This window comes from Actinoplanes regularis (genome assembly GCF_900188005.1).
Classification (GTDB): Bacteria; Actinomycetota; Actinomycetes; order Mycobacteriales; family Micromonosporaceae; genus Actinoplanes; species Actinoplanes regularis.
Genome location: NZ_FZNR01000002.1, coordinates 643,700 through 668,710, shown reverse-complemented (window position 1 = coordinate 668,710; position 25,011 = coordinate 643,700). Strand labels below are relative to the sequence as shown.

At 71.1% G+C, this 25,011-nt stretch carries 25 protein-coding genes; 14 read left to right on the top strand and 11 right to left on the bottom strand.

What is annotated here, in order from left to right; genetic code table 11:
* Window positions 1-9: 9 nt before the first annotated feature.
* From CHC09_RS08120 to CHC09_RS47420, 9 genes are all read left to right on the top strand, one after another.
* Window positions 10-639: a CDP-alcohol phosphatidyltransferase family protein gene (locus tag CHC09_RS08120; RefSeq protein ID WP_089292340.1), complete on the top strand. Its 630-nt coding sequence runs from the start codon at window positions 10-12 to the stop codon at window positions 637-639.
* A gap of 120 nt (window positions 640-759) precedes the next feature.
* On the top strand, window positions 760-1,197 hold the full coding sequence (locus CHC09_RS08115; protein ID WP_089292339.1) for an HNH endonuclease: 438 nt from the start codon (window positions 760-762) through the stop codon (window positions 1,195-1,197).
* Between the two features lie 161 nt (window positions 1,198-1,358).
* Window positions 1,359-1,817, top strand: a complete 459-nt coding sequence (locus tag CHC09_RS08110) for a MarR family winged helix-turn-helix transcriptional regulator (protein ID WP_089292338.1) — start codon at window positions 1,359-1,361, stop codon at window positions 1,815-1,817.
* A gap of 79 nt (window positions 1,818-1,896) precedes the next feature.
* Complete coding sequence (locus CHC09_RS08105) at window positions 1,897-3,486, top strand: MFS transporter (RefSeq protein ID WP_143232237.1); 1,590 nt, start codon at window positions 1,897-1,899, stop codon at window positions 3,484-3,486.
* 245 nt (window positions 3,487-3,731) lie between these two features.
* Window positions 3,732-4,259 carry a hypothetical protein gene (locus CHC09_RS08100; RefSeq protein ID WP_143232236.1) on the top strand — a complete coding sequence of 176 codons (528 nt, stop codon included), beginning with the start codon at window positions 3,732-3,734 and terminating at the stop codon, window positions 4,257-4,259.
* Window positions 4,260-4,300: 41 nt separating this feature from the next.
* A complete protein-coding gene (locus tag CHC09_RS08095; RefSeq protein ID WP_089292335.1) occupies window positions 4,301-4,522 on the top strand; it encodes a hypothetical protein in 222 nt (73 codons plus the stop codon).
* Window positions 4,523-4,700: 178 nt separating this feature from the next.
* On the top strand, window positions 4,701-5,309 hold the full coding sequence (locus tag CHC09_RS08090; RefSeq protein ID WP_143232235.1) for a hypothetical protein: 609 nt from the start codon (window positions 4,701-4,703) through the stop codon (window positions 5,307-5,309).
* 682 nt (window positions 5,310-5,991) lie between these two features.
* Complete coding sequence (locus CHC09_RS08080) at window positions 5,992-6,477, top strand: hypothetical protein (protein ID WP_089292332.1); 486 nt, start codon at window positions 5,992-5,994, stop codon at window positions 6,475-6,477.
* 241 nt (window positions 6,478-6,718) lie between these two features.
* On the top strand, window positions 6,719-8,389 hold the full coding sequence (locus CHC09_RS47420; RefSeq protein WP_239138153.1) for an MFS transporter: 1,671 nt from the start codon (window positions 6,719-6,721) through the stop codon (window positions 8,387-8,389).
* Here CHC09_RS47420 and CHC09_RS08065 read toward each other — a convergent pair.
* Complete coding sequence (locus CHC09_RS08065; RefSeq protein WP_089292331.1) at window positions 8,358-9,749, bottom strand: FAD-dependent monooxygenase; 1,392 nt, start codon at window positions 9,747-9,749, stop codon at window positions 8,358-8,360. The genes CHC09_RS47420 and CHC09_RS08065 overlap by 32 nt on opposite strands.
* Window positions 9,750-9,817: 68 nt before the next feature.
* Between CHC09_RS08065 and CHC09_RS08060 the strand changes: the two genes are divergently transcribed.
* On the top strand, window positions 9,818-10,591 hold the full coding sequence (locus CHC09_RS08060; protein ID WP_218827160.1) for a TetR/AcrR family transcriptional regulator: 774 nt from the start codon (window positions 9,818-9,820) through the stop codon (window positions 10,589-10,591).
* 435 nt (window positions 10,592-11,026) lie between these two features.
* Here the strand turns inward: CHC09_RS08060 and CHC09_RS08055 are convergent, their stop codons facing one another.
* Window positions 11,027-11,602 carry a TetR/AcrR family transcriptional regulator gene (locus tag CHC09_RS08055; protein ID WP_239138154.1) on the bottom strand — a complete coding sequence of 192 codons (576 nt, stop codon included), beginning with the start codon at window positions 11,600-11,602 and terminating at the stop codon, window positions 11,027-11,029.
* A gap of 71 nt (window positions 11,603-11,673) precedes the next feature.
* Between CHC09_RS08055 and CHC09_RS08050 the strand changes: the two genes are divergently transcribed.
* Window positions 11,674-12,114, top strand: coding sequence for a nuclear transport factor 2 family protein (locus CHC09_RS08050; protein WP_089292330.1), 441 nt, complete (start codon window positions 11,674-11,676; stop codon window positions 12,112-12,114).
* Between the two features lie 144 nt (window positions 12,115-12,258).
* Here the strand turns inward: CHC09_RS08050 and CHC09_RS08045 are convergent, their stop codons facing one another.
* Genes CHC09_RS08045 through CHC09_RS08035 form a run of 3 tightly spaced genes read right to left on the bottom strand, consistent with a single transcriptional unit; the run spans window position 12,259 to window position 15,618 of the window.
* Complete coding sequence (locus CHC09_RS08045) at window positions 12,259-13,002, bottom strand: succinate dehydrogenase/fumarate reductase iron-sulfur subunit (protein ID WP_089292329.1); 744 nt, start codon at window positions 13,000-13,002, stop codon at window positions 12,259-12,261.
* Window positions 13,002-14,948: a fumarate reductase/succinate dehydrogenase flavoprotein subunit gene (locus CHC09_RS08040; RefSeq protein ID WP_089292328.1), complete on the bottom strand. Its 1,947-nt coding sequence runs from the start codon at window positions 14,946-14,948 to the stop codon at window positions 13,002-13,004. Before CHC09_RS08040 ends, CHC09_RS08045 begins: the two co-directional genes overlap by 1 nt.
* 1 nt (window position 14,949) lies before the next feature.
* Window positions 14,950-15,618, bottom strand: a complete 669-nt coding sequence (locus CHC09_RS08035) for a succinate dehydrogenase cytochrome b subunit (RefSeq protein ID WP_275407856.1) — start codon at window positions 15,616-15,618, stop codon at window positions 14,950-14,952.
* A gap of 143 nt (window positions 15,619-15,761) precedes the next feature.
* On the opposite strand from CHC09_RS08035, the gene CHC09_RS08030 reads away from it, so the two are divergent.
* The 3 genes from CHC09_RS08030 (at window position 15,762) to CHC09_RS08020 (ending at window position 19,357) form a co-directional block, all read left to right on the top strand.
* A complete protein-coding gene (locus CHC09_RS08030) occupies window positions 15,762-16,685 on the top strand; it encodes a LysR family transcriptional regulator (protein ID WP_089292326.1) in 924 nt (307 codons plus the stop codon).
* Window positions 16,686-16,739: 54 nt separating this feature from the next.
* Window positions 16,740-17,495 carry a class I SAM-dependent methyltransferase gene (locus CHC09_RS08025; protein WP_089292325.1) on the top strand — a complete coding sequence of 252 codons (756 nt, stop codon included), beginning with the start codon at window positions 16,740-16,742 and terminating at the stop codon, window positions 17,493-17,495.
* A gap of 134 nt (window positions 17,496-17,629) precedes the next feature.
* Window positions 17,630-19,357, top strand: coding sequence for a substrate-binding domain-containing protein (locus CHC09_RS08020; protein WP_089292324.1), 1,728 nt, complete (start codon window positions 17,630-17,632; stop codon window positions 19,355-19,357).
* Window positions 19,358-19,514: 157 nt separating this feature from the next.
* On the opposite strand, the gene CHC09_RS08015 is transcribed toward CHC09_RS08020, so the two are convergent.
* The 6 genes from CHC09_RS08015 to CHC09_RS07990 form a co-directional block, all read right to left on the bottom strand.
* Complete coding sequence (locus CHC09_RS08015) at window positions 19,515-20,972, bottom strand: phytoene desaturase family protein (RefSeq protein ID WP_089292323.1); 1,458 nt, start codon at window positions 20,970-20,972, stop codon at window positions 19,515-19,517.
* A 65-nt stretch (window positions 20,973-21,037) separates the two neighbouring features.
* On the bottom strand, window positions 21,038-22,117 hold the full coding sequence (locus CHC09_RS08010) for a glycosyltransferase family 2 protein (protein WP_089292322.1): 1,080 nt from the start codon (window positions 22,115-22,117) through the stop codon (window positions 21,038-21,040).
* A complete protein-coding gene (locus CHC09_RS08005) occupies window positions 22,114-22,869 on the bottom strand; it encodes a carotenoid biosynthesis protein (RefSeq protein WP_089292321.1) in 756 nt (251 codons plus the stop codon). Before CHC09_RS08005 ends, CHC09_RS08010 begins: the two co-directional genes overlap by 4 nt.
* Before the next feature lie 3 nt (window positions 22,870-22,872).
* On the bottom strand, window positions 22,873-23,451 hold the full coding sequence (locus CHC09_RS08000; protein WP_089292320.1) for a GNAT family N-acetyltransferase: 579 nt from the start codon (window positions 23,449-23,451) through the stop codon (window positions 22,873-22,875).
* Window positions 23,448-24,134: a monooxygenase gene (locus CHC09_RS07995; protein WP_089292319.1), complete on the bottom strand. Its 687-nt coding sequence runs from the start codon at window positions 24,132-24,134 to the stop codon at window positions 23,448-23,450. The genes CHC09_RS08000 and CHC09_RS07995 overlap by 4 nt, the downstream gene beginning before the upstream one ends.
* Before the next feature lie 9 nt (window positions 24,135-24,143).
* Complete coding sequence (locus tag CHC09_RS07990) at window positions 24,144-24,971, bottom strand: SDR family NAD(P)-dependent oxidoreductase (protein ID WP_179276978.1); 828 nt, start codon at window positions 24,969-24,971, stop codon at window positions 24,144-24,146.
* Window positions 24,972-25,011 lie beyond the last annotated feature (40 nt).

Sequence of the window (25,011 nt, the reverse complement as noted above, 5' to 3'; positions counted from 1 at the left end):
CCGCCGTCGATGACCTGGGACGAGTACGCGGTCGCCTGGTCCGGTCTGCACGGCGGATTCGACCCGCGGAAAGGGTCGTGGGTCGTGCGTGGGTGGGTGCGTACGGCGTACCGGATCGGCTTCTGGCTGAGCCGCAACCGGGTGTCGCCGATGACGGTGACCACCTGCGGTCTGCTGATCTCTCTCGGCGTGCCGGCCGCCGTTCCGGTCAGCCTGCTGCTCGCCGCCCTGCTGGTGCTGGTCGCGGCGGCCGCGGACGGCCTCGACGGCGCGGTCGCGGTGGTCTCCGGGCGGGTGACCAGGACCGGTTTCGTGTACGACTCGGTCGCCGACCGGGTCGGTGAAGCGGCCTGGCTCGTCGCGTTCTGGCTGGCCGGCGCCCCGGGCTGGCTGGTGACCGCCGCGGGCGCCGCGAGCTGGCTGCACGAATACGTCCGCGCTCGCGCCGTCGCGGCCGGAATGTCCGAGATCGGGGTGATCACCGTCGCGGAGCGGCCCACCCGTGTCCTGATCGCGGGCCTGGGGCTCGCGGTGCTCGCCGTCCTCGATCTCCCGTGGCTGCCGCCGGCCCTCTGGGCCGCGCTGCAAGTGGCCGGCCTGGTGCAATTGTCGGTGGTCGTTCACCGGGCTCTGCGCTGACCTTTAATCGGTTGTCGGCGGTCGATGCCGAGCCTATTTTCTTCCTCAGTTCCTCGGTTCGGCAGGTCTGCTCTGACCTGCTGATTCATTGTAAAAACGAGTTGACGGAGGTGAAACGGAATGAGCGCGGTTCTGGTACTGAACGCCGACTGCGGGCCGCTGCACCGGGTCAGCCTCCGGCACGCGATTCGGATGCTGTTCCGGCAGGTGGCCGTGGTGCACGAGGCGCAGCCGGACGCGACCATCGGTGTCTACCAGGTGCCGACCGTGGTGCGCCTGGTCAGTTATGTGGTGACCCGCTGGCGGCGCGGCCGCGGCCCGGGCTGGACCCGGGCCGGTGTGCTCGCCCGCGACAAGCGGACCTGCGGTTACTGCGGCGATCCGGCAACGACCATCGACCATGTCATGCCCCGCTCGCGTGGTGGCGGCAACGAATGGCTGAACACCGTGGCGGCCTGTGGCCGCTGCAACAACCGGAAGGGCGACCGCACCCCCGCGGAGGCCCGGATGCCGCTGCGCGTCACGCCGTACGCGCCGGCCTGGGTGACCTTCGCCTGATACAGGCGGCCGGCGGGTGAGCACGGGGGCCCGCCGGCCGTCCCCATCCGCGGGCCGTCCTCGTCCCCGAGCCGTCCCCCGGTGGGCGCTGGATCTCGTCGCCGCGGAACCGTTGGCTCCGGATCGTCTGGTAGTGGACGATCCGGAGCTAGCCTTGTCGCATGGCCGCTCCGCAACGAACCGTGCTCGACGTCAGCCGCCTGCTCAACGAAGCCGGTCATACGCTGACGAATCGCCTCGCCGGCGCCCTGGCCGAGGTCGACCTGACGCCGCGGATGCAGTGCGTGCTGGTGCACGCGCTCGAGGAGGAGCGCACCCAGATCCAGTTGGCCGCGCTCGCCGGGCTGGACAAGACGACCATGGTCAGCACCGTGGACGAGTTGGAGAGGCGTGGCCTCGCCGAGCGGCGGGCCTCCCTGACGGACCGGCGAGCGCGGATCATCGCGGTCACCGAGACGGGCCGCGCGGTCGCCGAGGAGGGGCAGCGGATCGTCGATCGGGTCCACGACGAAGCGCTCGCGGGGTTCCCCGAGGGGTCGCGCGCCGCCTTTCTGACGCTGCTCCAAGCTCTTGCCGCCGAGTCGGTGACCGGACCGGTTCGCCGTGCCCGGGGCAGGTGAGGGCCCCCGCGAGCTAATCCCGAAGGGGATTGGTCCTCTCTAGATAGTTCCGAAGCGGATTATCTGCTACGGTCGCCCCATGAGTCCTTCTCGTGGGGCAACACTGACCGTGCTCTGCACCGTCGCACTGATGATCGTTCTGGACAGCACCATCGTCGCCGTGGCGATCCCGGCCATTCAGCGGGATCTCGGCTTCACGCCGGCCGGTGTGGCCTGGGTGGTGAACGGATACCTGGTCGCCTTCGCCGGACTGCTGCTGCTCGCCGGCCGGCTCGGTGATCTCCTCGGCGCCCGCCGGGTCTTCCTCACCGGGCTGCTCGTATTCACCACGGCCAGCCTGCTCTGCGGCCTCGCGCCGACCGCCGGCCTGCTGGTCACCGGCCGATTCGTGCAGGGCGCGGGCGGCGCGCTGGCCTCCGCGGTAGTGCTCGGCATGATCGTCCGGCTCTATCCGGAGCCGGGTCCGCAGGCCCGAGCCATGGGAATCTTCAGCTTCACCCAGGCCGGCGGTGCCGCCATCGGCTTCGTCATCGGCGGCGTGCTCACCGATCTGGCGGGCTGGCCCACCATCTTCCTGATCAACGTCCCGATCGGCCTGGCCGCCTGGTTCATCGGTCGCCGTCTCCTGCCCGTCGTGCCCCCTGCCGCCGATCCCGCTGTCACCGAAACCGCCATCGGCGGACGATCTCTCGGCGAACGGGCTATTGGCGAGCGGGCTCCCGAAGGGCGGGTTGTTGGTGGACGGGCTCTCGGTGGGCGGGTTGTTGGTGGGCGGGCTCTCAGCGGGCGGGTTGTTGGTGGGCGGCTGGATCTTCTCGGGGCGGTGCTGGTTACCGCGGGTCTCTCGCTCGGCGTCTACGCCATCGTCGCGAGTGGCGAGAAGGCTCCGCCGGTCCCCGCCTGGCTGCTCGGCGCTGGCGCGCTCCTGCTGATCATCGCGTTTCTGGTGCGGCAGGGCCGGGCACCCGTCCCGCTCGTCCCGCTCCGGCTGCTGCGCCGCCCATGGCTGCTCGCCGCGAACGCCGCGGTCGTCCTGATCCTGGCCGCCGGCATGGGCTTCCAGTTCGTCAACACGCTGTACCTGCAGCGGGTGATGGGCTTCGATACGCTCCGGACCGGGCTCGGCTTCCTGCCCACCCCGATCGTGATCGGCCTGGTGTCGCTCTTCGTGGCAGCCCGGCTGACCTCCCGGTTCGGCCCGCGGCGGGTACTGCTCGCCGGCCTGGCACTGCTCGGTGTCGGCCTGTTGCTGCTGGCCGTGGCCCCGGCGAACCCGTCCTATCCGGTCGACGTGCTACCCGCGCTGATCGTGATGGGCCTCGGCGTCGGCGTCACCGTCCCGGCAATCATGATGCTCGCCATGGCCGGCGCGTCCGACGAGGACACCGGCCTGATCTCCGGCCTGAACAACACCGCTCAGCAGGCCGGCGCCGCCCTCGGCCTGGCCGTCCTCGCCGCCGTCGCCGCCAGCCGCTCCTCCGCCCGGCTGGCCGCCGGCCTGCCCGAGCCGCTCGCCCTCCGCGACGGCTACAGCCTCGCCTTCCTGACCGCCGCCGCGTTCGCCCTCGGCGCCCTGCTGATCGTCCTCACCGCCCTCCGCCACCCGCCGACCTCGAACCCCGCTCCGTCCTCGGAGCCTTCAAGTCCCGCCCAAGTGAGCGGCAGTTGATGGGCTTTGCCCGCTCGGAGTGCCGGTCACGGTTCGCCCCCAAGCGCACCACTTACCCGAACAATGGTTTGGAGAACGGGCATCGGGGACGTTCTTCAGGCCGACTTGGAAGGTGATGGCAGCATCGGCCGTGGTGGTTACGAAAGCGATCTACCTCAACTCCCGCGGCAATGATCCAGCTGAACGTGCCGCTCAGCTGGATCCTCCAAGAGAGACTCTGCTACGCGTACGTAATCATGGCGAGTGTGAGCACCGATGAGGCGAAGACCAGCGCCGGCAGGTCACGGGCGACGAGGCTGCTGATGGCCGGGCTGGCCGTCGCTGTCGTTGCCGGTGCCGGTGTCTGGTGGTCACTGCGGGATCAGTCCGAGCCCGGCACCAAGCTCCCCGCCGGTGAGCAGGCGCGGCTCGCCACCGCAGTGGCGCCGATCCTCGAGGCCGGCCTGCCGGACGCGAGGTATAGCCGGCTGGCCTGCGCCGTCAAGATTCTCGGGACCGAGCCTGCGGACGCGGCCAACACGCAGGTGGTCACCACCGCGTACGTGTGGTCGTTGTGCCGGAGCCTCGGCCAACCGGTGATCAGCGAGTCGGGCCTGCCCGCGGTCGTGCACCTCGGCACCCCGACCCGGGTCGAGGCTCCGGACCAGCCCACCCTGTCCAGCGACATCGGGATGCTGTTCCCGAAACGGCTGCAGGACGCCGCCCGGGACGACGGCTCATACGCCGACGAACTGAACGCCGCAGTGGAGGAGAGGGCACGGCAACTGTCCTGACCGGCGGCCGCGGTCAGAGGCCCTCGGAGGATGGCGGCCTCATGGCCAGCGGCCTGTTCGACCACGCACCGCATCGCGACCCGGACCACCGACACCGCTGGAACGCCCTGGTCGACGGCAACAACCACCAACCCGACCGCACCATCCGGATCACGATCAGAAACGAACGCATCCGCTGTCGGTTCCCGTTGGCCGAGGGTGAAGCTTGCCTGGCCGGCGGAACCTGCCTGTCGGTTCCGCCGATGAGCATGACCTCTCCGTAAATATTGATCAAGAGTGGACGGTTGGCGGTCGGTGCGCGCTTCTGGCTCGGTTTGAGCGCGTCGGTGACTTCGGCGGACCGGAGTCTGAGCGGGTGGCGCCGAACGCCTGCGCGGAATGTCATTCGAACCTGCCCGCCGTCATCACAACTTCTCCACAGTGCGCAGGTATGTTCCAGCTGTGGATGACAGCGCGATACCGGAAACACAGGCACTCGAAATCGGGATATCGAGACCGACTCTCGTCATCTTTGCAGCGGCCATGCTTGCGACTGGTGGCGCGCTATTCGCTGGCGAGGTCTTGCTATCCACGGACCGGTACTTCACCGGCATGCGAGTCTATGAACAAGCGGCTGCTGATGACGTGATCGAGAACGAAGGGGCGTTCGGAGCGGTCGGTGTCGTCCTGCATGTCTACCCCGCAGCGCTTGGCGTCATCATCGGTTGCGGCCTGGTCTTTTTGGCCTTCTTCACCGCCATCGGGCACAACTGGGCTCGTGCCGTCAGCTGGATCATGGGTGTTCCCGTACTTTTCTGGTACGGCGCCCTGGCCATTTTGTACCTCGCCCTGTGGTTCCTATCCGATCCGGTCACGGCGAACTCGATGCCACCAGAGCTGACGCGGCGATACGAACAGGCCTGGCCAGGCTGGTTGGACACTTTGGACAACGCACTCATGATTTCCGTCCCACTGGTGTTGTTGACCGCCTTGGTATGCCAAACAGTTCCAGCGGCAGACACCTATTTCCGTTTCCGGCGGCAGCAACCCGGCAACGCCAAACTGGTTTGATCCTGCACGCGCGTCCATAGACAACGCGCAATCCCATAGGAAACGCGCAATTTCATCGACAACGGGCATGCCTGCAGACAATGCGCACGTCGCAGGAAATGTGCGCGTCCGCAGACAATGTGTGCGCTGCACTCTCGGTGGGTCATCACCTTCCGTGACAAGAATTAGACGACGCTGTCCGGTCGAGTGACGGGCCGCTGCCCACCAGCGCCCTGTTCTGCGTGATCGCCACCGGCCCGGCCCGGCCCGCCCGGCCCGGCCCGGCCCGCCCGGCCCGCCCGCCCGCCCGGCTCGCCCGCCCGGCCCTGCCCTGCCTGCCCGGCCCGCCCGCCCGGCTCGCCCGGCTCGCCCGGCTCGCCCGGCTCGCCCGGCTCGCCCGGCTCGCCCGGCTCGCCCGGCCCGCTCGGCCCTGCCTGCCCGGCCCTGCCTGCCCTGCCCTGCCTGCCCTGCCTGCCCTGCCCGGCCGTGCCCTGCCGCTCGGCCCGCTCGGTCTGCCTGACCCGGCCTGGTCTGCCCGCCGGGCCGGCCTGGCTGGTTTGTCGGGATCGGTCGGGATCAACCCGGCGGACCGGACCATCGCTGTCAGTCGAGTCGCCCCATCCCGATGCGGGTGTCTGCGCCGCCGGGAAGCGGCGATCGATCATGTTGTCAATCTTTCGTTGACAAGCTGTAGGGTGAGGGTGTGGTGGATTTGAGCGAGCTGTGCGAGATCCGGGCCCGGCGCGCACGCCTTGACGCTGAGGAGCTGGCGCTGATCGATCGTGCGCGACGGGATGGGGCGACCTGGCCGGCGATCGCCGCCGCGCTGGGCTTGGCCAGTCGGCAAGCGGCCGAGCAGCGTCGGCATCGTCTGGCTCAAACTGCCGAGCGGGAGGCGCGGCCGTTCCGGGCCGAGATCGATTCTGCGTATGGCGACGGCCCCGCGCACCTGCGTGAGGCCGCAATCGACCTGCATCGCCGGATCGGCGCGGACCGTCGATGGGATGGCCGGTTCCCGCGCGCGGCGCTGGTTCGCGAGACGTTGTCGGTCGCGCCCGATGCCCCGCCGGGCGCGCTCTACGACCTGGTCAGCCAGGCTCTCGCCGACCTCGGCGCGGGCTTGCCGGCCGCGACGCAGGCCGCCGTCGATCGTCTGCGGGCCGACTTCGAGGCGGCAAGTCCGGGCTGACATGGCAGGTGGGATGCCTGGATTGACATGGTAGGCGGCAAGCCCGGGCTGACATTCCAGGCGGCGAGCCCGGGCTGCGATGGCAGGCGGCCTGCCTGGATTGAAATTCCAGGCAGCGAGCCCGGGCTGACATGGCAGGCGGCAAGCCCGGGTTGACGTTCCAGGCAGCAAGCATGGATTGACATGACTTCACTGAATCACCAAGGATATGAGTCCATCAGACTCAATCCTGAGGTGAGCCATGCGCCGGAACGCCGTCCTGTTCGTGCTGATCTCTCTCTGCTCCGGGTTCGGCAGCACCGCGATGGCGCTCGCCGCCGGCCTCTGGATCCTTGAACTGACCGGCTCCGTCGGCCTGGCGGCCCTGGCCGGCCTCGGCACATACCTGCCGGTCCTGACCGCGCCGTGGCTCGGCGCGCTGGTCGACCGGTTCCCGCGCCGCCCTCTGGTGATCACCGTCGACCTGGTGCTCGGCGCCGCCATCCTGACGCTGCTTGCGGCGCCCTCGGCCGCCTGGATCTACGCGATCCTGCTGTTGCGCGGCTTCAGCTATGTCCTGCTCGACGCCGGAGAGAGCGCATTGCTCCCGGCAGCGGTCCCGACGGAGTCGCTCGGTGACGTCAACGGATGGCGGTCCTCAGCGCAGGAAGGCGCGAAACTTCTCGCGCCGCTCGCCGGCGCGGCCCTGTACGCGTGGCGCGGGCCGCATGCGGTGGTCCTGCTCTGCGCCGCGCTTCCGCTGCTGACCGCCGCGATGTACGGCCTGGTCCGCCTACGCCCGTCCACTCCGAAGCCGGCGGCGGACGAGTTTGCCGCGACGCCGGTGGCGGGCGAATGTGCCGCGACGCCGGTGGTAGACGAGCGTGGAGCGGCGCCGGTGGTAGACGAGCGTGGAGTGGCGCCGGTGGTAGACGAGCGTGGAGTCGCGGCGGTGGCGGGCGAGCGTGGAATGGCGCCGGCGATGGGTGAGTGCGCGGCGACGCGGGCGGCGAGTAAGTGTGCCGCGACGCAGGTGGTAGACGGGCGTGGAGTCGCGCCGCTGGTAGACGAGCGCGGCGCGGCGCGGGCGGTGGGTGAGTGTGCGGTAGCGCGGGTGGTGGCTGAGTGCGCGGTGAGGCTGGTGGATGAGCGTGCCGTGGCGCGGGCGGTGGGTGAGTGTGCGGTAGCGCGGGCGGCCGGTCAGTGCGCGGTGAGGCCGGTGGATGAGCGTGCCGTGGTGCCGGTGGTGGACGAGCGTGGAGCGGCGCGGGTGGTGGGTGAGTGTGCGGTGGGGCCGGTGGTGGGTGAGTGTGGGGCGACGGTGGGGGCGGGTGAGCGTGGGGCGATGTTGGGCTGGGCGAACGTGCGGGCCGGGCTGATCGCTCTTTGGCGGGAGCCGATGCGGACGCCGGTGCTGGTTGCGGCTGTGGCGATTGCTGTTTCCGGTATGACTAATGCGGCGGTGCTGCTGCATTTGGTCGATGGGTTGCATCGGCCGTCGACGCAACTTGGCATTCTGTCCAGTTGTCAGGGGGCTGGGTCGATTGTGGGCGGGCTGCTGGTGGGCCGGCTGCTTGCTCGGTTCACGGCGGCCCGGGTTGCCGCGCTTGGGGCGGTGCTTTTTGGCATGGCCTGTGTGGCCTGGGCGCTGCCCTGGTGGCCGGCGATGATCGCTGGGAGTGTGCTGGCTGGGATCGGACTGCCGTGGACGCTGATCGCCGGGGTCACCGCGATCCAGACCGGCGTCCCCGAGCACCTGCTGGGCCGGGCCGCCGCCACCGGCACCATGGTCATGTTCGGGCCGATCGCGCTGGGGATCCCGCTCGGTTCCGCGCTCGCCTCGCTCGGTGCCGGCCCGCCCCTGCTGCTCGGCGCCGTGACGGTCCTGGTCACGGCGGGTATCAGTGGGCGATCAGCTTCAGGTAGTCGATGACGTCCTGAGGGTCCTGGGTGGCACAACCCACGTAGTTGTCCGGACGGATCAGGAGCAGAGCGGAATCCCGTACGTCATAAGCCTGCTGAGCCGCCACGGCCGTGACGTGATGGACCGGCACCGAGGCCGGCAGGGCCGGCAGGGTGGTCTGCGGGCCGAAGGCGAGCAGTGTCGCGTGCCCGCCGCGGAGCAGGTCGAAGACCCGGCGACCGTCGCCGAGCGGCGCGTCCGGCGCCCGATCGCCGGCCCGGACCGCGCCCGGCGCCGTGCGATGCTCCGCGGCGAGCGGGCCACCCCGGTAGTTCAGCGTGAGCTGACGCAGGACCGGGTCGTCGCGGCGCATCGCGTCGTCCTGGTTGGTGACGTGACGGCGGTGCAGGTCGGTGCTGATGCCCAGGACGTCGGCGGCGACCGGCAGCCGTTCCGCCTCGTAGGTGTCGAGCAGGGCGTCGTCGCCGGTGGCGAGTTTCCAGCCCAGGTTGTAGCCGTCCTGGATGCCGGTGTTGAGGCCCTGGCCGCCCGCGGGGGAGTGCACGTGCGCGGCGTCACCGGCGAGGAACACGTTGCCGGTTCGGAAGTGGGACGCCATGCGGATGTTCGCGCGGAACCGTGACGTCCAGCCCACCTCGGTGATCGTGATCGAGGGATCGACCGAGGCGACCAGCTCTTCGGCCGGGGTGTCCGTGGGCGGCGCTGTGAGCTGCCACCAGTCGCCGCCCGGCAGCGGGCACAGGCCCAGCCGGAACCCGGGGTCGGCCGGCCAGACGTGCCAGTGCGAGCGGTCCAGACCGGACAGCCGGACGTCGGCGATCAGCATCTGCTCGTCCTCGTGGGTGGTGCCGAGGAACTCCACCCCGAGCGCCCGGCGCACTGTGCTGCGTCCGCCGTCCGCCCCGACCAGGTAGCGCGCGGTGACCACTTCGCCGGTGTCCAGGGTGACCCGGACCCCGTCGGCCTGCTGCTCCACCGAGTCGACGCCGACCCCGAACTCGACCGGCACCCCCTCGGCGAGCAGCTCGGACGTGCGCCACTGGGGGACCATCAGCAGATTCGGATAGGGCACCTCGGGTGTCGGCTCGTGCAGCTCGTCCATTCGCCACTCGACGGTCTCGCCGTCCGGCCGGTGCACCCGCAACGCGGGGTAGTCACCTCCGGACTCCTTGAACCGGTCGATCAGGCCCAGGTCGTCGAGCACCTCCAGGGTGCGCGGTTGCAGTCCCTTGCCGCGTGAGCCGTCGAACGGCCGTGACGACTTCTCCACGATGCGGAACGGCACGCCGTATCGCTGCAGCTGGCGAGCCACGGTGAGGCCGGTCGGGCCAGCACCGGCGATGAGAGTGAATTTCGATTCAGTGAACATGGATTCACCATAGGGCGCTGATACGCTCCCGTCAAGGTGCCGGGATTTCGGATGGTGGTGAGCGGACGGTGGAGACCGAGCGGCCGGTGACGCGGCAGGGGTTCCACAGCGATCCCGATGGCAGCGAAGAGCCCCGCTTCCACGGCGATCCCGGAAGTCAGGAGCCCCGCTTCCACGGCGATGCCACCCGTGAAGAGGGCGATCCCGATCCCGGTGTCCGTGAGGAGCCTCGCTTCCACGGCCAGGTGGGCCTACGCAAGCTGCAGGCGGCGCAGACCGGGGCCGAGCTGAAGGCGGCCGCGATCCGGGTCTTCGAGCGGGTCGGCTACCTGAACGCCAAGATCACTGACATCACCGCTGAGGCGGGCCGGGCCACCGGCTCCTTCTACAAGCACTTCGCCAGCAAGGAAGCGCTGCTGGAGGCGCTGCTGGCGGACCTGCTGGCCGAGGGTGACGCGAACGCCGAACTGCCCGGGCACGGCACGGATTTCCGCGATCGTGACGCGATCCGCTGGCACGTCGCGGCGTTCTGGTCGGTCTACCGCCGGCACCGGGTCGTCATGGTGGCGCTGCAGCAGGCGGCCCTGGTCTCCGAGGCGTTCGCCCAGCGCAGCCGCGAGATGCTGGCGCCCGACCTGGGCCACATCGTGGACCATCTGTCCAAGCTGAGGCTGCCCGGCGACCCGCTGGTCTCCGCGTCCCTCTTCGCCGTGACGATCAGTGGCTTCGCGTCCACCTGGCTCTCCGAGGCCAGCCGCCCCGACCTCGGCCGGACGCTCACCGATGAGGAGGCCATCGAGACGCTGACGACGTTTCTCCACGGGGGCCTGGGCGGCCGCTGACGGCGATCGGGTGCCGTGTCGGGGCACGTGATCGGTGGGCCGGAGTGGCCCGCTGACGGCGATCGGGTGCCGTGTCGGGGTGCGTGATCGGTGGGCCGGAGCGGCCCGCTGACGGCGATCGGGTGCCGTGTCGGGGCACGTGATCGGTGGGCCGGAGTGGCCCGCTGACGGCGATCGGGTGCCGTGTCGGGGTGCGTGATCGGTGGGCCGGAGCGGCCCGCTGACGGCGATCGGGTGCCGTGTCGGGGCACGTGATCGGTGGGCCGGAGTGGCCCGCTGACGGCGATCGGGTGCCGTGTCGGGGTGCGTGATCTGTGGGCCGGAGCGGTCCGCTGACGGCGGTCGGGCGCCGTGTCGCAGCACGTGATCCGCGGAGCGGTCCGCTACGAACTCCAGCGGATCAACGGTCCGCGCTCGCGGGGTGGTCGGTGGCTGTCAGCCGGCGGCGGGGCGCAGACCGGCGAAGATGACACCCAGTGTGCGTTTCTGCAGGCCCTCCTCCCAGCCACCGTGCAGGGCACCCTGGCACACGCTGATCAGCAGCGCCATCACCTCGGGAAGGGCGACCTCCGGGCGCACCGTCCCGCCGGCCTGAGCCTGTGCCAGCAGCCCGCCGAGCGCCTGCTCCAGGCGACCGACCGCGTCCGGCAGCCGGAGGTCCATCCCGGCCCGGGCCAGTAGCTCGACGACCGAGCGCTTCTCCGCCGCCTGCGCCACCAGTCGCTCGAAGAACTCGAACAGCCCGGCGGGCCCGTTCAGTTCGCCGGCTTCGGCCACCAGCCGGGCGAGCAGCTGCTTCATGATCGCCGCGAGCAGGTCGTTCTTGGTGGGGAAGTGGCGGAACACGGTGCCGATCGCCACCCCCGCCCGGCGCGCCACCTCTTCGGTCGACGCGTTCGCTCCGAGCTCGGCGAAGACCGTCTCGGCGGCGTTCAGGATGCGTGCCCGGTTCCGCTGGGCGTCCGCGCGCAGCGGCGGCCCGTCATCTCCGGAAGGCCGGTGCTCTGGCAAGTCGAGTCCCCACTCACTATTCTCGGCGACAGCTAAGTCGAGTCATAGCTCATCTTAATCGGAGGTGCACCGTGACGCCGCAGCAGATCTTCGCCCGGATGCGAGAGCAGTGGCTGGCCGGCGAGCCGACCTACGACGGTGTGGGTCTCGCCGACGACGTGGTGGTCGAGACCCCGTTCGCCGCTCCCGGGCGGCCCACCCGCACCGTGGGCCGGGAGCGCGTGCTGGAGCAGGCGCGGGCCGGCCGGGCGAGCTTCCCGGTCCGGTTCGAGGACTGCCGGGACGTCGTCATCCACGAGACCGGCGACCCGGACGTGATCATCGTGGAGTACGAGCTGGTCGGCAGGCACGACGTCACCGGGGTGCGGGCGTCCGCCCCGTTCATCGGGGTCCTGCGCACGAGGGACGGCCTGCTCGCCGGTTGGCGCGAGTACCAGCACACGATGGCGATCGCCGCCGCCCTGGCTCCCCAGTCGGACGGGCTCACCGGACGTACGGGAAACGGATTTTGATCTGGGTGTCAGAAAAGCGGAAGCCCGCGGAGACCGCGGGCCTTGAACCGGGCGCCCGGCACGCCATTGTGCCGGGCACCTGGAGATTCCGGGGGCCTGATGGCGGGACACCACGCTGTGTCCGACCACCGGGAGAGCCGGGGCTCAGCTCTTCGCGATCGCCTTGCGGTAGTCGCTGTTGAGGCGGCCGATCAGGCTCAGCGGGATGCCCTTCGGGCAGACCTCCGCGCATTCGCCCATGTTGGTGCAGCCGCCGAAGCCGGCGTCGTCCTGCGCCTGGAGCATGTCGACGACCCGGCTGTCCCGCTCCGGCTGGCCCTGCGGCACCAGCCCGAGGTGGGTGATCTTCGCGGCGGTGAACAGCATCGACGAGCCGTTCGGGCAGGCCGCCACGCAGGCGCCGCAGCCGATGCAGGTGGCCGCTTCGAACGCGGCGTCCGCGTCCTTCTTCGGCACCGGCGCGGCGTGGGCGTCCGGCGCGGTGCCGGTCGGGGCGCTGATGTAGCCGCCCGCCTGAATGATCTTGTCGAACGCGGTGCGGTCGACCACCAGGTCCTTGATCACCGGGAACGCGGCGGCGCGCCACGGCTCGACGTCGATCACGTCGCCGTCGGAGAAGTGCCGCATGTGCAGCTGGCAGGTGGTGGTGGCCTTCTCCGGGCCGTGCGCCACGCCGTTGATTACCATGCTGCACGCGCCGCAGATGCCCTCGCGGCAGTCGTGGTCGAACGCGATCGGGTCGTCACCGTCGAGAATCAGCTTCTCGTTCAGCACGTCGATCATTTCCAGGAACGACGCGTCCGGGGAGATGTCCTTGACGTCGTACGCGACCATCCGGCCCCGGTCGTTGGAGTCGGACTGACGCCACACCCGTACCTTGATGTCCATTACTTGTAGCTCCGCGTGCTCGGGTGGACGTACTCGAAGACGAGATCTTCCTTGTGCAGGGTGGGCCGGCCGTCGGCGCCGAAGTACTCCCACGCCGCCGCGTAGCCGAACTCGTCGTCGTGGCGCATCGCCTCGCCGTCCGGAGTCTGGCTCTCGGCCCGGAAGTGGCCGCCGCACGACTCCCGCCGGTGCAGCGCGTCGATGCACATCAGCTCACCGAGCTCGATGAAGTCGGCGACCCGGCCGGCCTTCTCCAGGTTCTGGTTGAGCTCCTCGCCCTTGCCGGGCACCTTGACCCGCGCCCAGAACTCCTCCTTGAGCGCCCGGATCAGGCCGATCGCCTTGGTCAGCCCCTCCTCGGTGCGCTCCATGCCGCAGTACTCCCACATGATGTGGCCGAGCTCGCGGTGGAAGGAGTCCACGGTCCGGTCGCCGTCGATCGACAGGAACTTCTCGATCCGGTCCTCGACCTGCTTGCGCGCCTCGGCGACCGCCTCGTCGGCCTCGGTCACCTTGGGGAAGGGGCCGGCGGCGAGGTAGTTGTTGATCGTGTTCGGCAGCACGAAGTAGCCGTCCGCCAGGCCCTGCATCAGCGCTGACGCGCCGAGCCGGTTGGCGCCGTGGTCGGAGAAGTTCGCCTCGCCGACCACGAACAGGCCGGGGATGGTGGACTGCAGGTCGTAGTCGACCCAGAGGCCACCCATCGTGTAGTGCACCGCGGGGTAGATCCGCATCGGCGTCTCGTACGGGTCCTCGCCGGTGATCCGCTGGTACATCTCGAAGAGGTTGCCGTACTTCGCCTCGACCGCCTTGCGGCCCAGCCGGCTGATCGCGTCCGCGAAGTCCAGGTACACGCCGAGGCCGCCGGGGCCGACGCCGCGACCCTCGTCGCAGACGTTCTTGGCGGCCCGGGACGCGATGTCACGGGGCACCAGGTTGCCGAACGACGGGTAGATGCGTTCCAGGTAGTAGTCGCGCTCGTCCTCGGGGATGTCGGCGGCGCGGCGGGTGTCCTTCTGCGCCTTTGGCACCCAGACCCGGCCGTCGTTACGCAGCGACTCCGACATCAGGGTCAGCTTCGACTGGTGCGAGCCGGACTCCGGGATGCAGGTCGGGTGGATCTGCGTGTAGCAGGGGTTCGCGAAGAGCGCGCCCTTGCGGTGCGCCCGCCACGACGCCGTGACGTTGCAGCCCTTGGCGTTGGTGGAGAGGAAGAAGACGTTGCCGTAGCCGCCGGAGGCGAGCACCACCGCGTCGGCGAGCTCGGTGGTGATCTCACCGGTCACCATGTCGCGGACCACGATGCCCCGGGCCTTGCCGTCGACGATGATCAGCTCGAGCATCTCGTGCCGGGCGTTCATCTCGACGTTGCCGAGGCCGATCTGCCGCTCCAGGGCCTGGTAGGCGCCGAGCAGCAGCTGCTGACCCGTTTGGCCCCGGGCGTAGAAGGTCCGGGACACCTGGGTGCCACCGAACGAGCGGTTGTCGAGCAGGCCACCGTACTCGCGGGCGAACGGGACGCCCTGCGCCACGGCCTGGTCGATGATGTTCACCGACTCCTGGGCCAGCCGGTAGACGTTGGACTCGCGGGCGCGGAAGTCGCCGCCCTTGACCGTGTCGTAGAACAGGCGGTAGACGGAGTCACCGTCGTTGCGGTAGTTCTTCGCGGCGTTGATGCCACCCTGCGCGGCGATCGAGTGCGCGCGGCGCGGGCTGTCCTGGTAGCAGTACGACTTGACGCGGTAGCCCTGCTCGGCCAGCGTCGCGGCCGCGGAGCCGCCGGCCAGGCCGGTGCCGACCACGATGACCGTCAGCTTCCGGCGGTTCGCCGGGTTGACCAGCTTGGCGGCGAACTTGCGGCGCTCCCAGCGGGTCTCGATCGGTCCGTCCGGGGCGGCCTTGTCGACGACCGGCTCGCCCTCGATCCAGAAATCCGTCTCAGTCATTTCAGTCCACCAATCCGGCCAGCACCGCGACCGGCACCGAGAGATACCCGACGACCAGAACCGCGGAGAGCAGCAGCGCGGCGGTCTTGGCGCGCTTCTGACCCTTCTCGGTCTGCTGGCCCAGCGTCCGGGCCGCGCTGAAGATTCCGTGCCACAGGTGGAAGCCGACGGCCACGATCGCCAGGACGTAGAAGAGCGTCACGTACCAGCGCTCGGGCGCGAAGTCCGCGACCACGTTGGCGTACGGGTGCTCGGGGTCCCCGTTCGGGTTAACCGTGCCCGTGGTCAGGTCGAGGATGTGGTAAATGATGAACAGGAAGACGATCACGCCGCCCCAGCGCATGGTGCGGGCGGCGTAGCTGCCCTGGATCTTGGGGCGGTGCGCGTACTTCACCGGGCGGGCCTTCTTGGCGCGCACGGTCAGCACGGCTGCGGTGTAGATGTGCGCGACCACGGCGACCGTCAGGGCGATCCGCTGGGCCCAGAGGTACCACATCTCCGGCAGGACCGGCGTGCCGAGCGACCGCAGGAAGTGCGCGTAGTGGTCGAACTCGACGTCACCCAAGAAGATCTTGAGGTTGCCGACCATGTGCACGTAGAGGAAGAGCACCAGCAGGATGCCGCTGACGGCCATGATGATCTTCAGAGTGATCGACGAGGGCCGGACCACCTTGCGCGGGGTGGGCGTTGCCGTCGCCCCCGCCGCGTTCTTGGTCTTGGGAATTGGAGTATCTACCGCCACAGTCTGGACGGTAAGAAGTCCTAGGCCATTCGTCTAATGCATGATCGGGCGGGCGGTCATAGCTATAGGCTATTACTGTGCAGCTGCAACAACTCCGGTACTTCCTAGCGGTGGTCGAGACCCGACACTTCACCCAAGCAGCGGACATTTTGGGCGTCTCGCAGCCTACGTTGAGTAAGCAGATTCACACCCTTGAGACGTCGCTGGGAGCGCCGCTCTTCGAGCGGATGCGCGGTGCGGTCGCCCTCACCGTGGCCGGGGAGACCCTGCTTCCGATGGCTCAGCGGATCGTCGCCGACGCGGACGCCGCCCGCGACGCGGTGCAGGACATCGTCGGCCTGCGCCGGGGCGAGGTGCGCCTCGGCGCCACCCCCAGTCTCTGTTCCTCCCTGGTGCCGACCGTGCTCAAGACGTTTCGCGCCGACCACCCCGGGGTCAAGTTGTACATCAGTGAGGGCAGCTCGCAGGACCTGATCGCGGGCCTGCTCGCACACTCCCTCGACCTGGCCCTGATCGTCCAGCCCGAGCACGGCGTGGACGCCGCGCTGGTCACCACCGATCTGGTCCGGGAGAGCCTGGTGGTGGCCTCGGTCGCGGACGGGCCGCCGCCGACCGTCGCCCGACAGCTGGAGCTGAGCGAGCTGCGGCACACCCCGATGGTGATGTTCCGGGAAGGGTACGACATCCGCGAGGTCACCCTGCACGCCTGCGAGCGGGCCGGCTTCACCCCCAAGTTCGCGGTCGAGGGCGGCGAGATGGACGCCGTGCTCTCCTTCGTCGAGGCGGGCCTCGGTGTCGCGCTGGTGCCCAGCATGGTGCTGGCCAACCGGCCGCTGCTGCGGGCGACGCCGCTGGCGCCGCCCGGCATGCGCCGGACGATCGCGCTGGCCCAGCGCCGGGCGGTGGTGCTGCCGCACGCGGCCGCGGCGCTGCGCGAGGTGGTCCTGGAGCACATCGCCTCCGGTGGGCTGCCGTTCGGTGTACGCGCTCTCTGAACCTCCGTCCACTTAGGGTAGTCAACTGCCCACCGCGCGTTTAAAGTCCTGGGTGTGTGGCATGGCGAACTCCACGACCCACGACTCGTCGACGTCCATGACGCCGAGTGTCCCTGGGGCTGGGAGGACGACTTCTTCATGGCCGTTCTCGCCGAGCGCTCCGCCCACCGGGTGGCCGACCTGGGCTGCGGCACCGGCCGGCTCGCCATCGCGATGGCCGAGGCCGGTCACGAGGTCACCGGGGTCGACCCGGCGCCCGCCGCGCTGGCCGCGGCCCGGCGCAAGCCCGGCGGCGGGCGCGTGCGGTGGCTGCAGGGCTCGGCCGACCGGCTGACCGTCAGATCCCTCGACGCCGCGTTCATGACCGGTCACGTGGCCGAGTCCTTCGTGGGCGACGAGGAGTGGGATGCGGTGCTGCGCGGGCTGCGCCGGGCGCTGGTCCCGGAGGGCCGGCTGGTCTTCGACAGCCGGGACCCGGCCCGCCGGCCGTGGGAGCTGTGGGATCCGGATGGCTCGCGGCGCACCGTGGTGCTCGACGACGGCGACGCCGTGGAGGCGTGGAGCGAGGTGGAGGAGTTCGGGAGGAATACCGTGCACGTCACCGAGCGCTACCGATTCTCCGACGAGCGGGAGCTGGCGAACTCGGCCACGCTGCGTTTCCGTACCGAGCCGGAGCTGCGCGACTCGCTGCGGGAGGCGGGCTTCCGGGTGGACCGGATCTACGGCGGGTGGGGCCGTGAGCCCGTTGGCCTCAGCGGAGACGGCGAGTTCATCGTGATCGCGATCGCCACGCCCCGGTTGATGTCTTGACGGTCACGGATGTGCCGAGATGTTTTGCAGAAGCTTAGGGACCCTTGCGGGACCTGGATCCCGGACTACTATCCGCAACCATCGGTCTCGACCTTTACTGATACTTGTCGATCTTCACGCGATGTCGAGGTGGCATGTCCGAGAACGAGTGGCCCGACCCACGACTGCCGGATCGGATCGAGTGGAGCCAGCCGCACCATGACCCGCCTCCCGGCCGGGCGCGCGCCCTGCTGGCCGCCGCGGTGGTGGTCCTGGTTCTGCTGGCCGCCGGCGGGATCGCCTGGCGTCTGATGAGCAACCGGGGTACGCCGGTCGCCCAGCCCAGCGCGCCACCGCCGGCCTCGACGCGGGAGACCCCGCCGCCCTGCCCCGAGCCGAAGCTCCGGGTCGCCGCCGCGCCCGAGATCGCCCCGGTGATCCAGCGGGCGGCCGGCACCCTCAGCCAGCCCGGGCAGCGCTGCTCGGAGGTCACCGTGGAGGCGGTCGAGCCCGGCACCGCGCTCGCCGCCGAATCCCAGCCCGACGTCTGGGTGCCGTCGAGCAGCGCCTGGCTGGCCGTCGCCAAGTCGCGGGGCCGGGTCTACACCGCCGCCGGTGCCCCGCTCGCCTGGTCACCGCTGATGATCGTCGGACCCGAGGCGATGAGCGGCCTGTTCGCCCCGAACGGCGCGACCTCCTGGACCGGGCTGGTGCAGGGCACGATCCAGAAGCGGCTGCCGGCGGTCCGGATGCCCGACCCGACGCTCACCACGACCGGTCTGCTCGCCGTCTACGCGATCCACCAGGCCACCGCCAAAGCGAACCCGGACGCCGGGATCGGTCAGTTGCAGGCGCTGACCCTGCGCAGCCGGCTGGAGAACGCGGCGGTCGACCCGACCGGGCTGCTCGGCCAGATGGCCGGCCAGACCGACTCCACCGCCGCCGCCTACGAGGTGGGCGTCTTCCCCATCACCGAACAGCAGTTCCTCGGGTACGAGAAGGCGGGGCACGACGTGCGGCTGGCCGGTGCGCCGCCGGCCGACGGGCAGGTGGACGCCGACTATCCGTACGCCACGCGCAAGGGCGCCCCGGCCGACCTGGCCAAGCGCCTGCGCGCGGCGATCACCGCAGAGGCGCTGACCGCGGCCGGGTTCCGGACCGGGGCGACCAAGGGCGCGCTGAAGCTGCCGGCCGACCCGGGCGCGCTGATCGGCCCGGCCCGGCAGTGGGCCGGCTACAAGGCGGTGGCGTTCCAGGTGCTGCTGATGATCGACGCGTCCGGCTCGATGAACGAGAAGATCACCGACCGGTCCGGGCGGACCGTCACCAAGGCCTCGCTGCTGCGCGAGTCCGGCGCCAGCGCGGCGCAGCTGTTCGGCGACGACACCAGCCTCGGCATGTGGTTCTTCGGCACGCCCCGGCCGGACAGCCCGGCGCACACCGAGGAGGTGGCGTTCGGGCCGATCCTCGGAAGCACCGGCGGCAAGCTCCGGCGTGACCAGCTGGCGGCGAAGATCGGCGGGTACCGGCCGGTGGTGAACGCGGGGACGCCGCTCTACCAGACGGTCCTGGACGGGGTCGCGGAGATGCGGGGGCACCTCAAGCCGAAGGCGGCGACCGTGGTCGTGGTCCTCACCGACGGCTCGGACGGCGGGACGAAGTACCGGATGTCCGATGCGGACTTCCTCAAGAAGTTGACGGGCGGCGTGACTCCGGCGAAACAGGTCCCGGTGATCGCGGTCGGTTACGGTCCGGACGCGAACATGCCGGCACTTCAGCGCATGGCCAAAGCCACCGGCGGTCAGGCGATCGCCGCCAAGAATCCGGCCGACCTGGCCGCCGGCATCGCCCAAGCCTTCCTGGCCGCCCATACTCGCCCCTAACCACGCCCACCACCCCGAAGCCCCGAAACCCGAAGCCCCGAAGCCGCAAGCACCGCGTGGTCCAGCCGGATCCCACTCGCGTTGCGCCCGCCGATGTCGAGAGGCCCGAAAACGACTAGCGAAGCGTGGTCGTTTTCGGGCCTCTCGACATCGGCCGCTAAGGGCGCAACGCCCGCGAGCCGAAGGCGACGCCGATCAGCCCAGCGACGATTTGGGCGGAGAGGGCGACCATCGGGAGGCCGCCGCCGGGATGCGCTGAGCCGCCGACCAGGAACAACCCCTCCACCGGACCGCGGTTGGCGGGACGCAGCAGGCCGCCCGCGGTGCCGTAGATCGCGCCGCCCGGCGTCCCGGTCGCCTCGGCCAGCGCGGCCGGCGTCCGGACCTCCGCGAACACCAGGCGATCCCGTACGTCCAGGCCGCGCGCGGCCAGCACGTCGAGGATCCGATCCCGGTACGCCCCGGCCAGCCCCGGCCGCCGCCAGTCCACCTGGGTCCAGCCGGTGCCCTGCGGTGCCGCGTTGACCAGCACGAACCACGCCTCGTGCCCGGCCGGCCGGACCGCCGGATCCGTCGCCCGGGTGACGAAGACGGTCGGATCGCCGGCCGGGCGCGCCCGCCGGCCGGGGCCACCGAACACCGCGTCGAACTCGGCGTCGTAGTCCCGTGGGAAGAAGACGTTGTGGTGGGCCAGTTCCGGGGTCTCCCCGCGTACACCGAGCAGCAGCACGAACCCGGCCAGGCTCCGGTCGGCCAGCCCGGCCAGGGATCGCGGGCGGGGCAGCAGGTCCCGGTAGAGCGTGACGGCATCCACATTGGAGACCACCACGTCGGCGCGGACGAAAGTGCCGTCGGCCAGGTGGACGCCGCGGACGCGCCGATCCGCCGCGATCTTGGCGACGGGCGAGCGGAGCTCGATGCGTACGCCCGAATCGGCGCAGCGAGAGCGAAGCGAATCGGCGATGGTGACCAGGCCGCCCGGCAGGTACCAGCCGCCGAAGGCCAGCTCGGCGTAGGGAATCGCGGCCAGCGCGGCCGGCGCCCGGCGCGGATCCGCGCCGGCATAGGTGGCATAGCGGTCCAGCAGCATCCGTAGCCGCCGATCGTGCAGATAGTGCCGGCCCAGCGAGCGCAGCGAGCGGCCCGGCGCGATGGCGGCCAGGTCGCCGAGCCGCCAGGAGAGCCGGGCCAGGGACGCCGCGGTGACCGGGCGCCGCAGCACGGACTCCCAGGAGGCGTGCCAGATCCGCTCGGCCCGGCGCCAGAAACGTGCCCAGTCCCGGGCCGCCTCGGCACCGAACGCCGCGGCGACGCGTTCCAGGAAGACCTCGTGGTCGGCGGAGGAGTCCAGGGTCGTGCCGTCCGGGAAGAAGTGCCGGACCACCGGATCCAGCGGCTCGGGGCGCAGGTCGAGGCCGAGTTCGGCGAAGACGTCCGGGAGGGTGAGCAGGCTCGGCCCGGTGTCGAAGCGGAAACCGTCCCGCTCGTAGCCGGCCAGCTTGCCGCCGACGTCGCCGGACTGCTCGTGGACGGTGACCCGGTGCCCGGCCTCGGCCAGCCGCACGGCCGCGGCCATTCCACCGACGCCGGCCCCGATCACCACGATCTCGCTCATCCCAGGATGATCCGTGATGCCCGGACTCTTGTCGCGCCGAGGTGGCCGGCTCGGGGAGCTTGCGGTCAGGGGACGGGGCGGCCGCGCCAGGTGAGCCGGTTGCGGCGCCGCAGGTGGAAGGAGCGCGCGATCAGGTAGGCGAACAGGCTGATCGAGAGCGGGTGGGCCAGGGCGTCGGGAAGGGCGCGGCCGCCGGTGGCCCGGGCGGCGATCACCCGGCCGGTGACGCCGAGCAGGTAGGCGACCAGGGCCGGGAGCGGGTAGCCGGGGGCGGCGAGCGGTGGGACGACGTACAGGAGAAGGAGGACGAGCACGACGGCGGTCGCACCCGCCGCGGACCCGAAGGACGCCCACAGCGATTTGGCGTAGCCGTCGGCCAGGTCGCGCCAGGAGTCGTACATCCGGCAGGTGGCCAGGCGCGAGCCGTCGGCGAGCGCGATCCGCCCGCCGGACCGCTTCACCGCGCGGGCCAGGGCGAGGTCCTCCAGGATCTCGCCGCGCACCGCGGTGTGGCCGCCGGCCCGCTGGTAGCCGGCCCGGTCCAGGACCAGCCACTGGCCGCCGGCGGCGGCCAGCGAGGGGCGCGGCGAGCGTTCCATGCCGCGCAGCGGCAGGAAGGTGAGCCAGGACCACTGCAACAGCGGCTGGACCAGCCGCCCGGCACCGACGATCTTCGGGTACGGACTCAGCAGCGTCACCCCGGTACGACGCAGCAGCTCGACGGCCCCGGCGACGGCGTCCGGCTCCAGCACCACGTCCGCGTCCACGAAGACCAGGACGTCGGCGTCGCCGGCGAGGTCCGCCAGCCGCCGGCAGGCCTGCGGTTTGCCCAGCCAGCCGGGCGCCGGCGGGTCCCCGGCGTGCAGGTGGACCCGGTCACCGGCCACGGCGCGGACCACCTCGGCGGTCCCGTCGGTCGAGCCGTCGTCGAGGACGTGCACGGTGAGGTCCGGAACGCCCCGCTGGGCGAGCAGGGACCGCAGGCACGGGGTGACCCGGGCGGCCTCGTCGCGCAGCGGCAGGAGCACGGCGACGCGTTCGGCGGTGGTCGCGTCCCGGCGCGGGCGGCGCAGCAGCAGCGCGTTGATCAGCGTGTGGCCGGTGAGCAGCAGCAACGGCACCAGAATCGGCCAGACGGCGGTCATGCCGGGAGGCGCGGGCGCAGCAGCAGGGGGAGGACCGCGGCACCCATGATCACCGCGCCCCACGCCGCGGAGGCGGGCAGGGAGAGGAAGACGGCGTGGGCGAGCACCGACGAAGCGTACGTCCAGAGCCAGAGCGCCAGAGCCGGCGCGTCGGAGCTGAGCGGACCGGCCGTGGCCCGGCCGGCGGCGGCCGCGAGCGCGGCCATCAGCAGCACTGCGAAGCCCAGCCACCCCAGGTAGTTGCCGAGCGGCACGCCGGGCACCCCGGGCAGCGCGGGTGACGGATCCCGCCACCGCCAGTAGTCCTCGGCGACCATCTGCGGGTCGAGGAAGAGATCCCAGGCGGCCAGCCCGGCGGCGGCGATCGCGACGCGCGACGCTCGGCGCCGTGCGAGACGCAGCGCGGCCAGCCAGGCCGGCCAGGCCATCCAGGTCCAGGCCAGCGGGATGATCAACGGTACGCCGAGCAGGCGCGGACCGAGGCGGCCGGAGTACTCGTAGGAGCCGAACGGGAAGCCGGTGGCCACCCCGATCGCCTCGACCACGAACCCGCCGGCCATCGCGCTCAGCACCAGCGCCACGGCCGCCCGCGGGCCCCGCGCGAGCAGCGCGTGCACCAGCGAGAAGGCGACACCGAGCAGCACGGTGACCACGGTCAGCCGGGCCCGGGCGTCACCCTCGGTGAGTGGATAGCAGATCTGCGTCAGGACGAGCGCCGCGAGCAGTCCCCACGGCAGCCACCGGGCCGGCACCCCTCAGCCGCCGGCTACGCCGGGTGCATCCTCGAGTGGGCGCTCGACCAGCGGCAACTCCCGGCCGAGGACGGCGAACGCGCGCTCGTCACCCGGGAAGTAGAAGTGCCGCAGGACGTCCGTGAAGCCGTAGCGGCGGTACAGGCGCCAGGCTCGGGACAGCTGCTCGTCGGCCTCCGGGGTGGAGAGCAGGACCGACCGCCCCTTGGCCATGGCGAGCAGGGCCCGCAGCTGGCGGGCGCCGACCCCGTGACCCTGGGCGGTCGGGCGCACGTGCAGCTCGACCACCTCGAAGCAGTCGGCCATCCACTGCCGCCGGGACTCCTCACCCAGGGCGTACCGGACCTGGTCGTGCCACCACTGGCCGGGGGCCGAGGTGTAGCCGTACCCGAAACCCATCAACCGGCCCTCGGTGGTCAGCGTGGCCACCGCCCGGAAGCCGGGCCGGCGCACGTGCGACCCGATGTAACCCCGGCGGGTCTGCAACAGCTCCTGGCGGTAACCCATCGCCTCGCCGTAGACCCCGACCACGTCGTCGAGCCGCCGCAGCAGGTCGTCCGGCTGCCACGCTACGAGCCTCATCGCGCTGTGTGCTCCCGTCCCTCGGCCCAGCCCAGTACCGACCTGTCGCCGCTGATCCCGCGCACCGCCAGCCGGGCGAACAGCTCCTCGGCGTACCAGCGATCGACCGGGGTCCGGGCGATCGCCGCGCGATGCTCCGGCTGACGGTACGCGAACGCGGTGAGGTCCGCCGCGCCGCGCCACACGCTGACGGTCCCCGGCCAGCCGATCGGTGCCTCACCGATCCCGAACCGGGCGAGCAGCCCGGGCGCGGCGGACACCTCCCGGGCCACCGCCGGGACGGCCCGCCAGAACCGGAGCGCCCGGGTGGGACGCAGCCGCGCCCGGGTCAGTGCCAGCACCGGACCGTCGTGGTGACGGCCGGTCGGCTGGAACGGGTTCCGGCCGGACCAGGTGCCCCGGCTGGTCAGCGGCTCCAGGTCGAGGCGGGCGTGACTCTCCGCGATCCGGTCCCAGGCGGGGAACCGTACCGGGGAATCGCTCACCGTGATCACCGCCCACCGGGTCAGGTCCGCGTCGCCGGGCCCGAAGCTCTCTCCGGCGCCGGTGCCGAGGAGCTTCCCGAAGCGCACCCCGGCCGGTCGGCGCCGGGTGACGGCCATGCGGAGCAGGGCCGAGCCGACGGCGCGCCGTGGCACCCGCCACACGTGCAGGGTGACCAGCGGAGCGCGCTCGTCGGCCATCGCGTCAACCTACCCGGCGGGCCGCTCGTCCAGGCCGGTCGCCGCGGCGCTGGCCGCCCACAGACCGGCCGCCAGCTCCGGGTCGCGGGCGTGCGCGGCCGGCCGGGCGACGGTGCGGCCCACGTAGTAGGCGCCGTTCTCCAGCTCCCCGGCCGGGGCGGTGCAGAGCCAGGTCAGCAGCTCACCGGCCTGCTCCGGGGGGACCAGGCCGGGCGCGTACCGGTAGAAGAGCCGGGTCAGCCGGCTCGCGCCGAAGTTGGTGCGCACCACGCCGGGGTGGAAGGAGACGCTGAGCACGTCCTCCCAGCGGCGGGCGGCCTCGGCGGTGAACAGGATGTTGGCCGACTTGCTGGCCCCGTACGACCGCCACGAGCTGTAGGACCGGTAGTCGTCGACGAAGTTGGTGCCCGGCCGGCCCTGCGCGTGCGCTCGGGAGGCGGTGTTCACCACCCGGCCGCCGGCCAGCCGGTCGCGCAGCAGGTGGGTGAGGAGGAACGGGGCCAGATGGTTGGCCTGCATGGTCGCCTCGAAGCCGTCCACGGTCTCGCGGGCCTGGCTGATGATCCCGCCGGCGTTGTTGGCCAGGACGTCGATCTCCGGGACGTCGGCGAGCAGCCGGTCGGCCAGCCCCCGTACGTCGTCGAGTTTTTCGAAATCGGCCTGGAAGTGCCGCGGTTCCCGCCCGCCGCCGGCCTCCCGGACCTGCTCGACCGCCGCCGCCAGGCGGTCGGGGTCACGGCCGACCAGCACCACCTCGTCGCCTCTGGCCGCCAGTTGCCGGGCGGCGGCCAAACCGATGCCGGAGCTTCCTCCGGTGATCACGATTGTCTGCGTCATCACGCCTCCTGGGCCGCGGCCCGTTGTGGTTCTGGTGCAT

Excerpts from the sequence above, each read along its gene's own strand:
- CHC09_RS08120 (WP_089292340.1), top strand. The coding sequence starts at position 10 with ATGACCTGGGACGAGTACGCGGTCGCCTGGTCCGGTCTGCACGGCGGA.
- CHC09_RS08115 (WP_089292339.1), top strand. The coding sequence starts at position 760 with ATGAGCGCGGTTCTGGTACTGAACGCCGACTGCGGGCCGCTGCACCGG.
- CHC09_RS08110 (WP_089292338.1), top strand. The coding sequence starts at position 1,359 with ATGGCCGCTCCGCAACGAACCGTGCTCGACGTCAGCCGCCTGCTCAAC.
- CHC09_RS08105 (WP_143232237.1), top strand. The coding sequence starts at position 1,897 with ATGAGTCCTTCTCGTGGGGCAACACTGACCGTGCTCTGCACCGTCGCA.
- CHC09_RS08095 (WP_089292335.1), top strand. The coding sequence starts at position 4,301 with ATGGCCAGCGGCCTGTTCGACCACGCACCGCATCGCGACCCGGACCAC.
- CHC09_RS47420 (WP_239138153.1), top strand. The coding sequence starts at position 6,719 with ATGCGCCGGAACGCCGTCCTGTTCGTGCTGATCTCTCTCTGCTCCGGG.
- CHC09_RS08065 (WP_089292331.1), bottom strand. The coding sequence starts at position 9,749 with ATGTTCACTGAATCGAAATTCACTCTCATCGCCGGTGCTGGCCCGACC.
- CHC09_RS08045 (WP_089292329.1), bottom strand. The coding sequence starts at position 13,002 with ATGGACATCAAGGTACGGGTGTGGCGTCAGTCCGACTCCAACGACCGG.
- CHC09_RS08040 (WP_089292328.1), bottom strand. The coding sequence starts at position 14,948 with ATGACTGAGACGGATTTCTGGATCGAGGGCGAGCCGGTCGTCGACAAG.
- CHC09_RS08020 (WP_089292324.1), top strand. The coding sequence starts at position 17,630 with ATGTCCGAGAACGAGTGGCCCGACCCACGACTGCCGGATCGGATCGAG.
- CHC09_RS08015 (WP_089292323.1), bottom strand. The coding sequence starts at position 20,972 with ATGAGCGAGATCGTGGTGATCGGGGCCGGCGTCGGTGGAATGGCCGCG.
- CHC09_RS08010 (WP_089292322.1), bottom strand. The coding sequence starts at position 22,117 with ATGACCGCCGTCTGGCCGATTCTGGTGCCGTTGCTGCTGCTCACCGGC.
- CHC09_RS08000 (WP_089292320.1), bottom strand. The coding sequence starts at position 23,451 with ATGAGGCTCGTAGCGTGGCAGCCGGACGACCTGCTGCGGCGGCTCGAC.
- CHC09_RS07995 (WP_089292319.1), bottom strand. The coding sequence starts at position 24,134 with ATGGCCGACGAGCGCGCTCCGCTGGTCACCCTGCACGTGTGGCGGGTG.
- CHC09_RS07990 (WP_179276978.1), bottom strand. The coding sequence starts at position 24,971 with ATGACGCAGACAATCGTGATCACCGGAGGAAGCTCCGGCATCGGTTTG.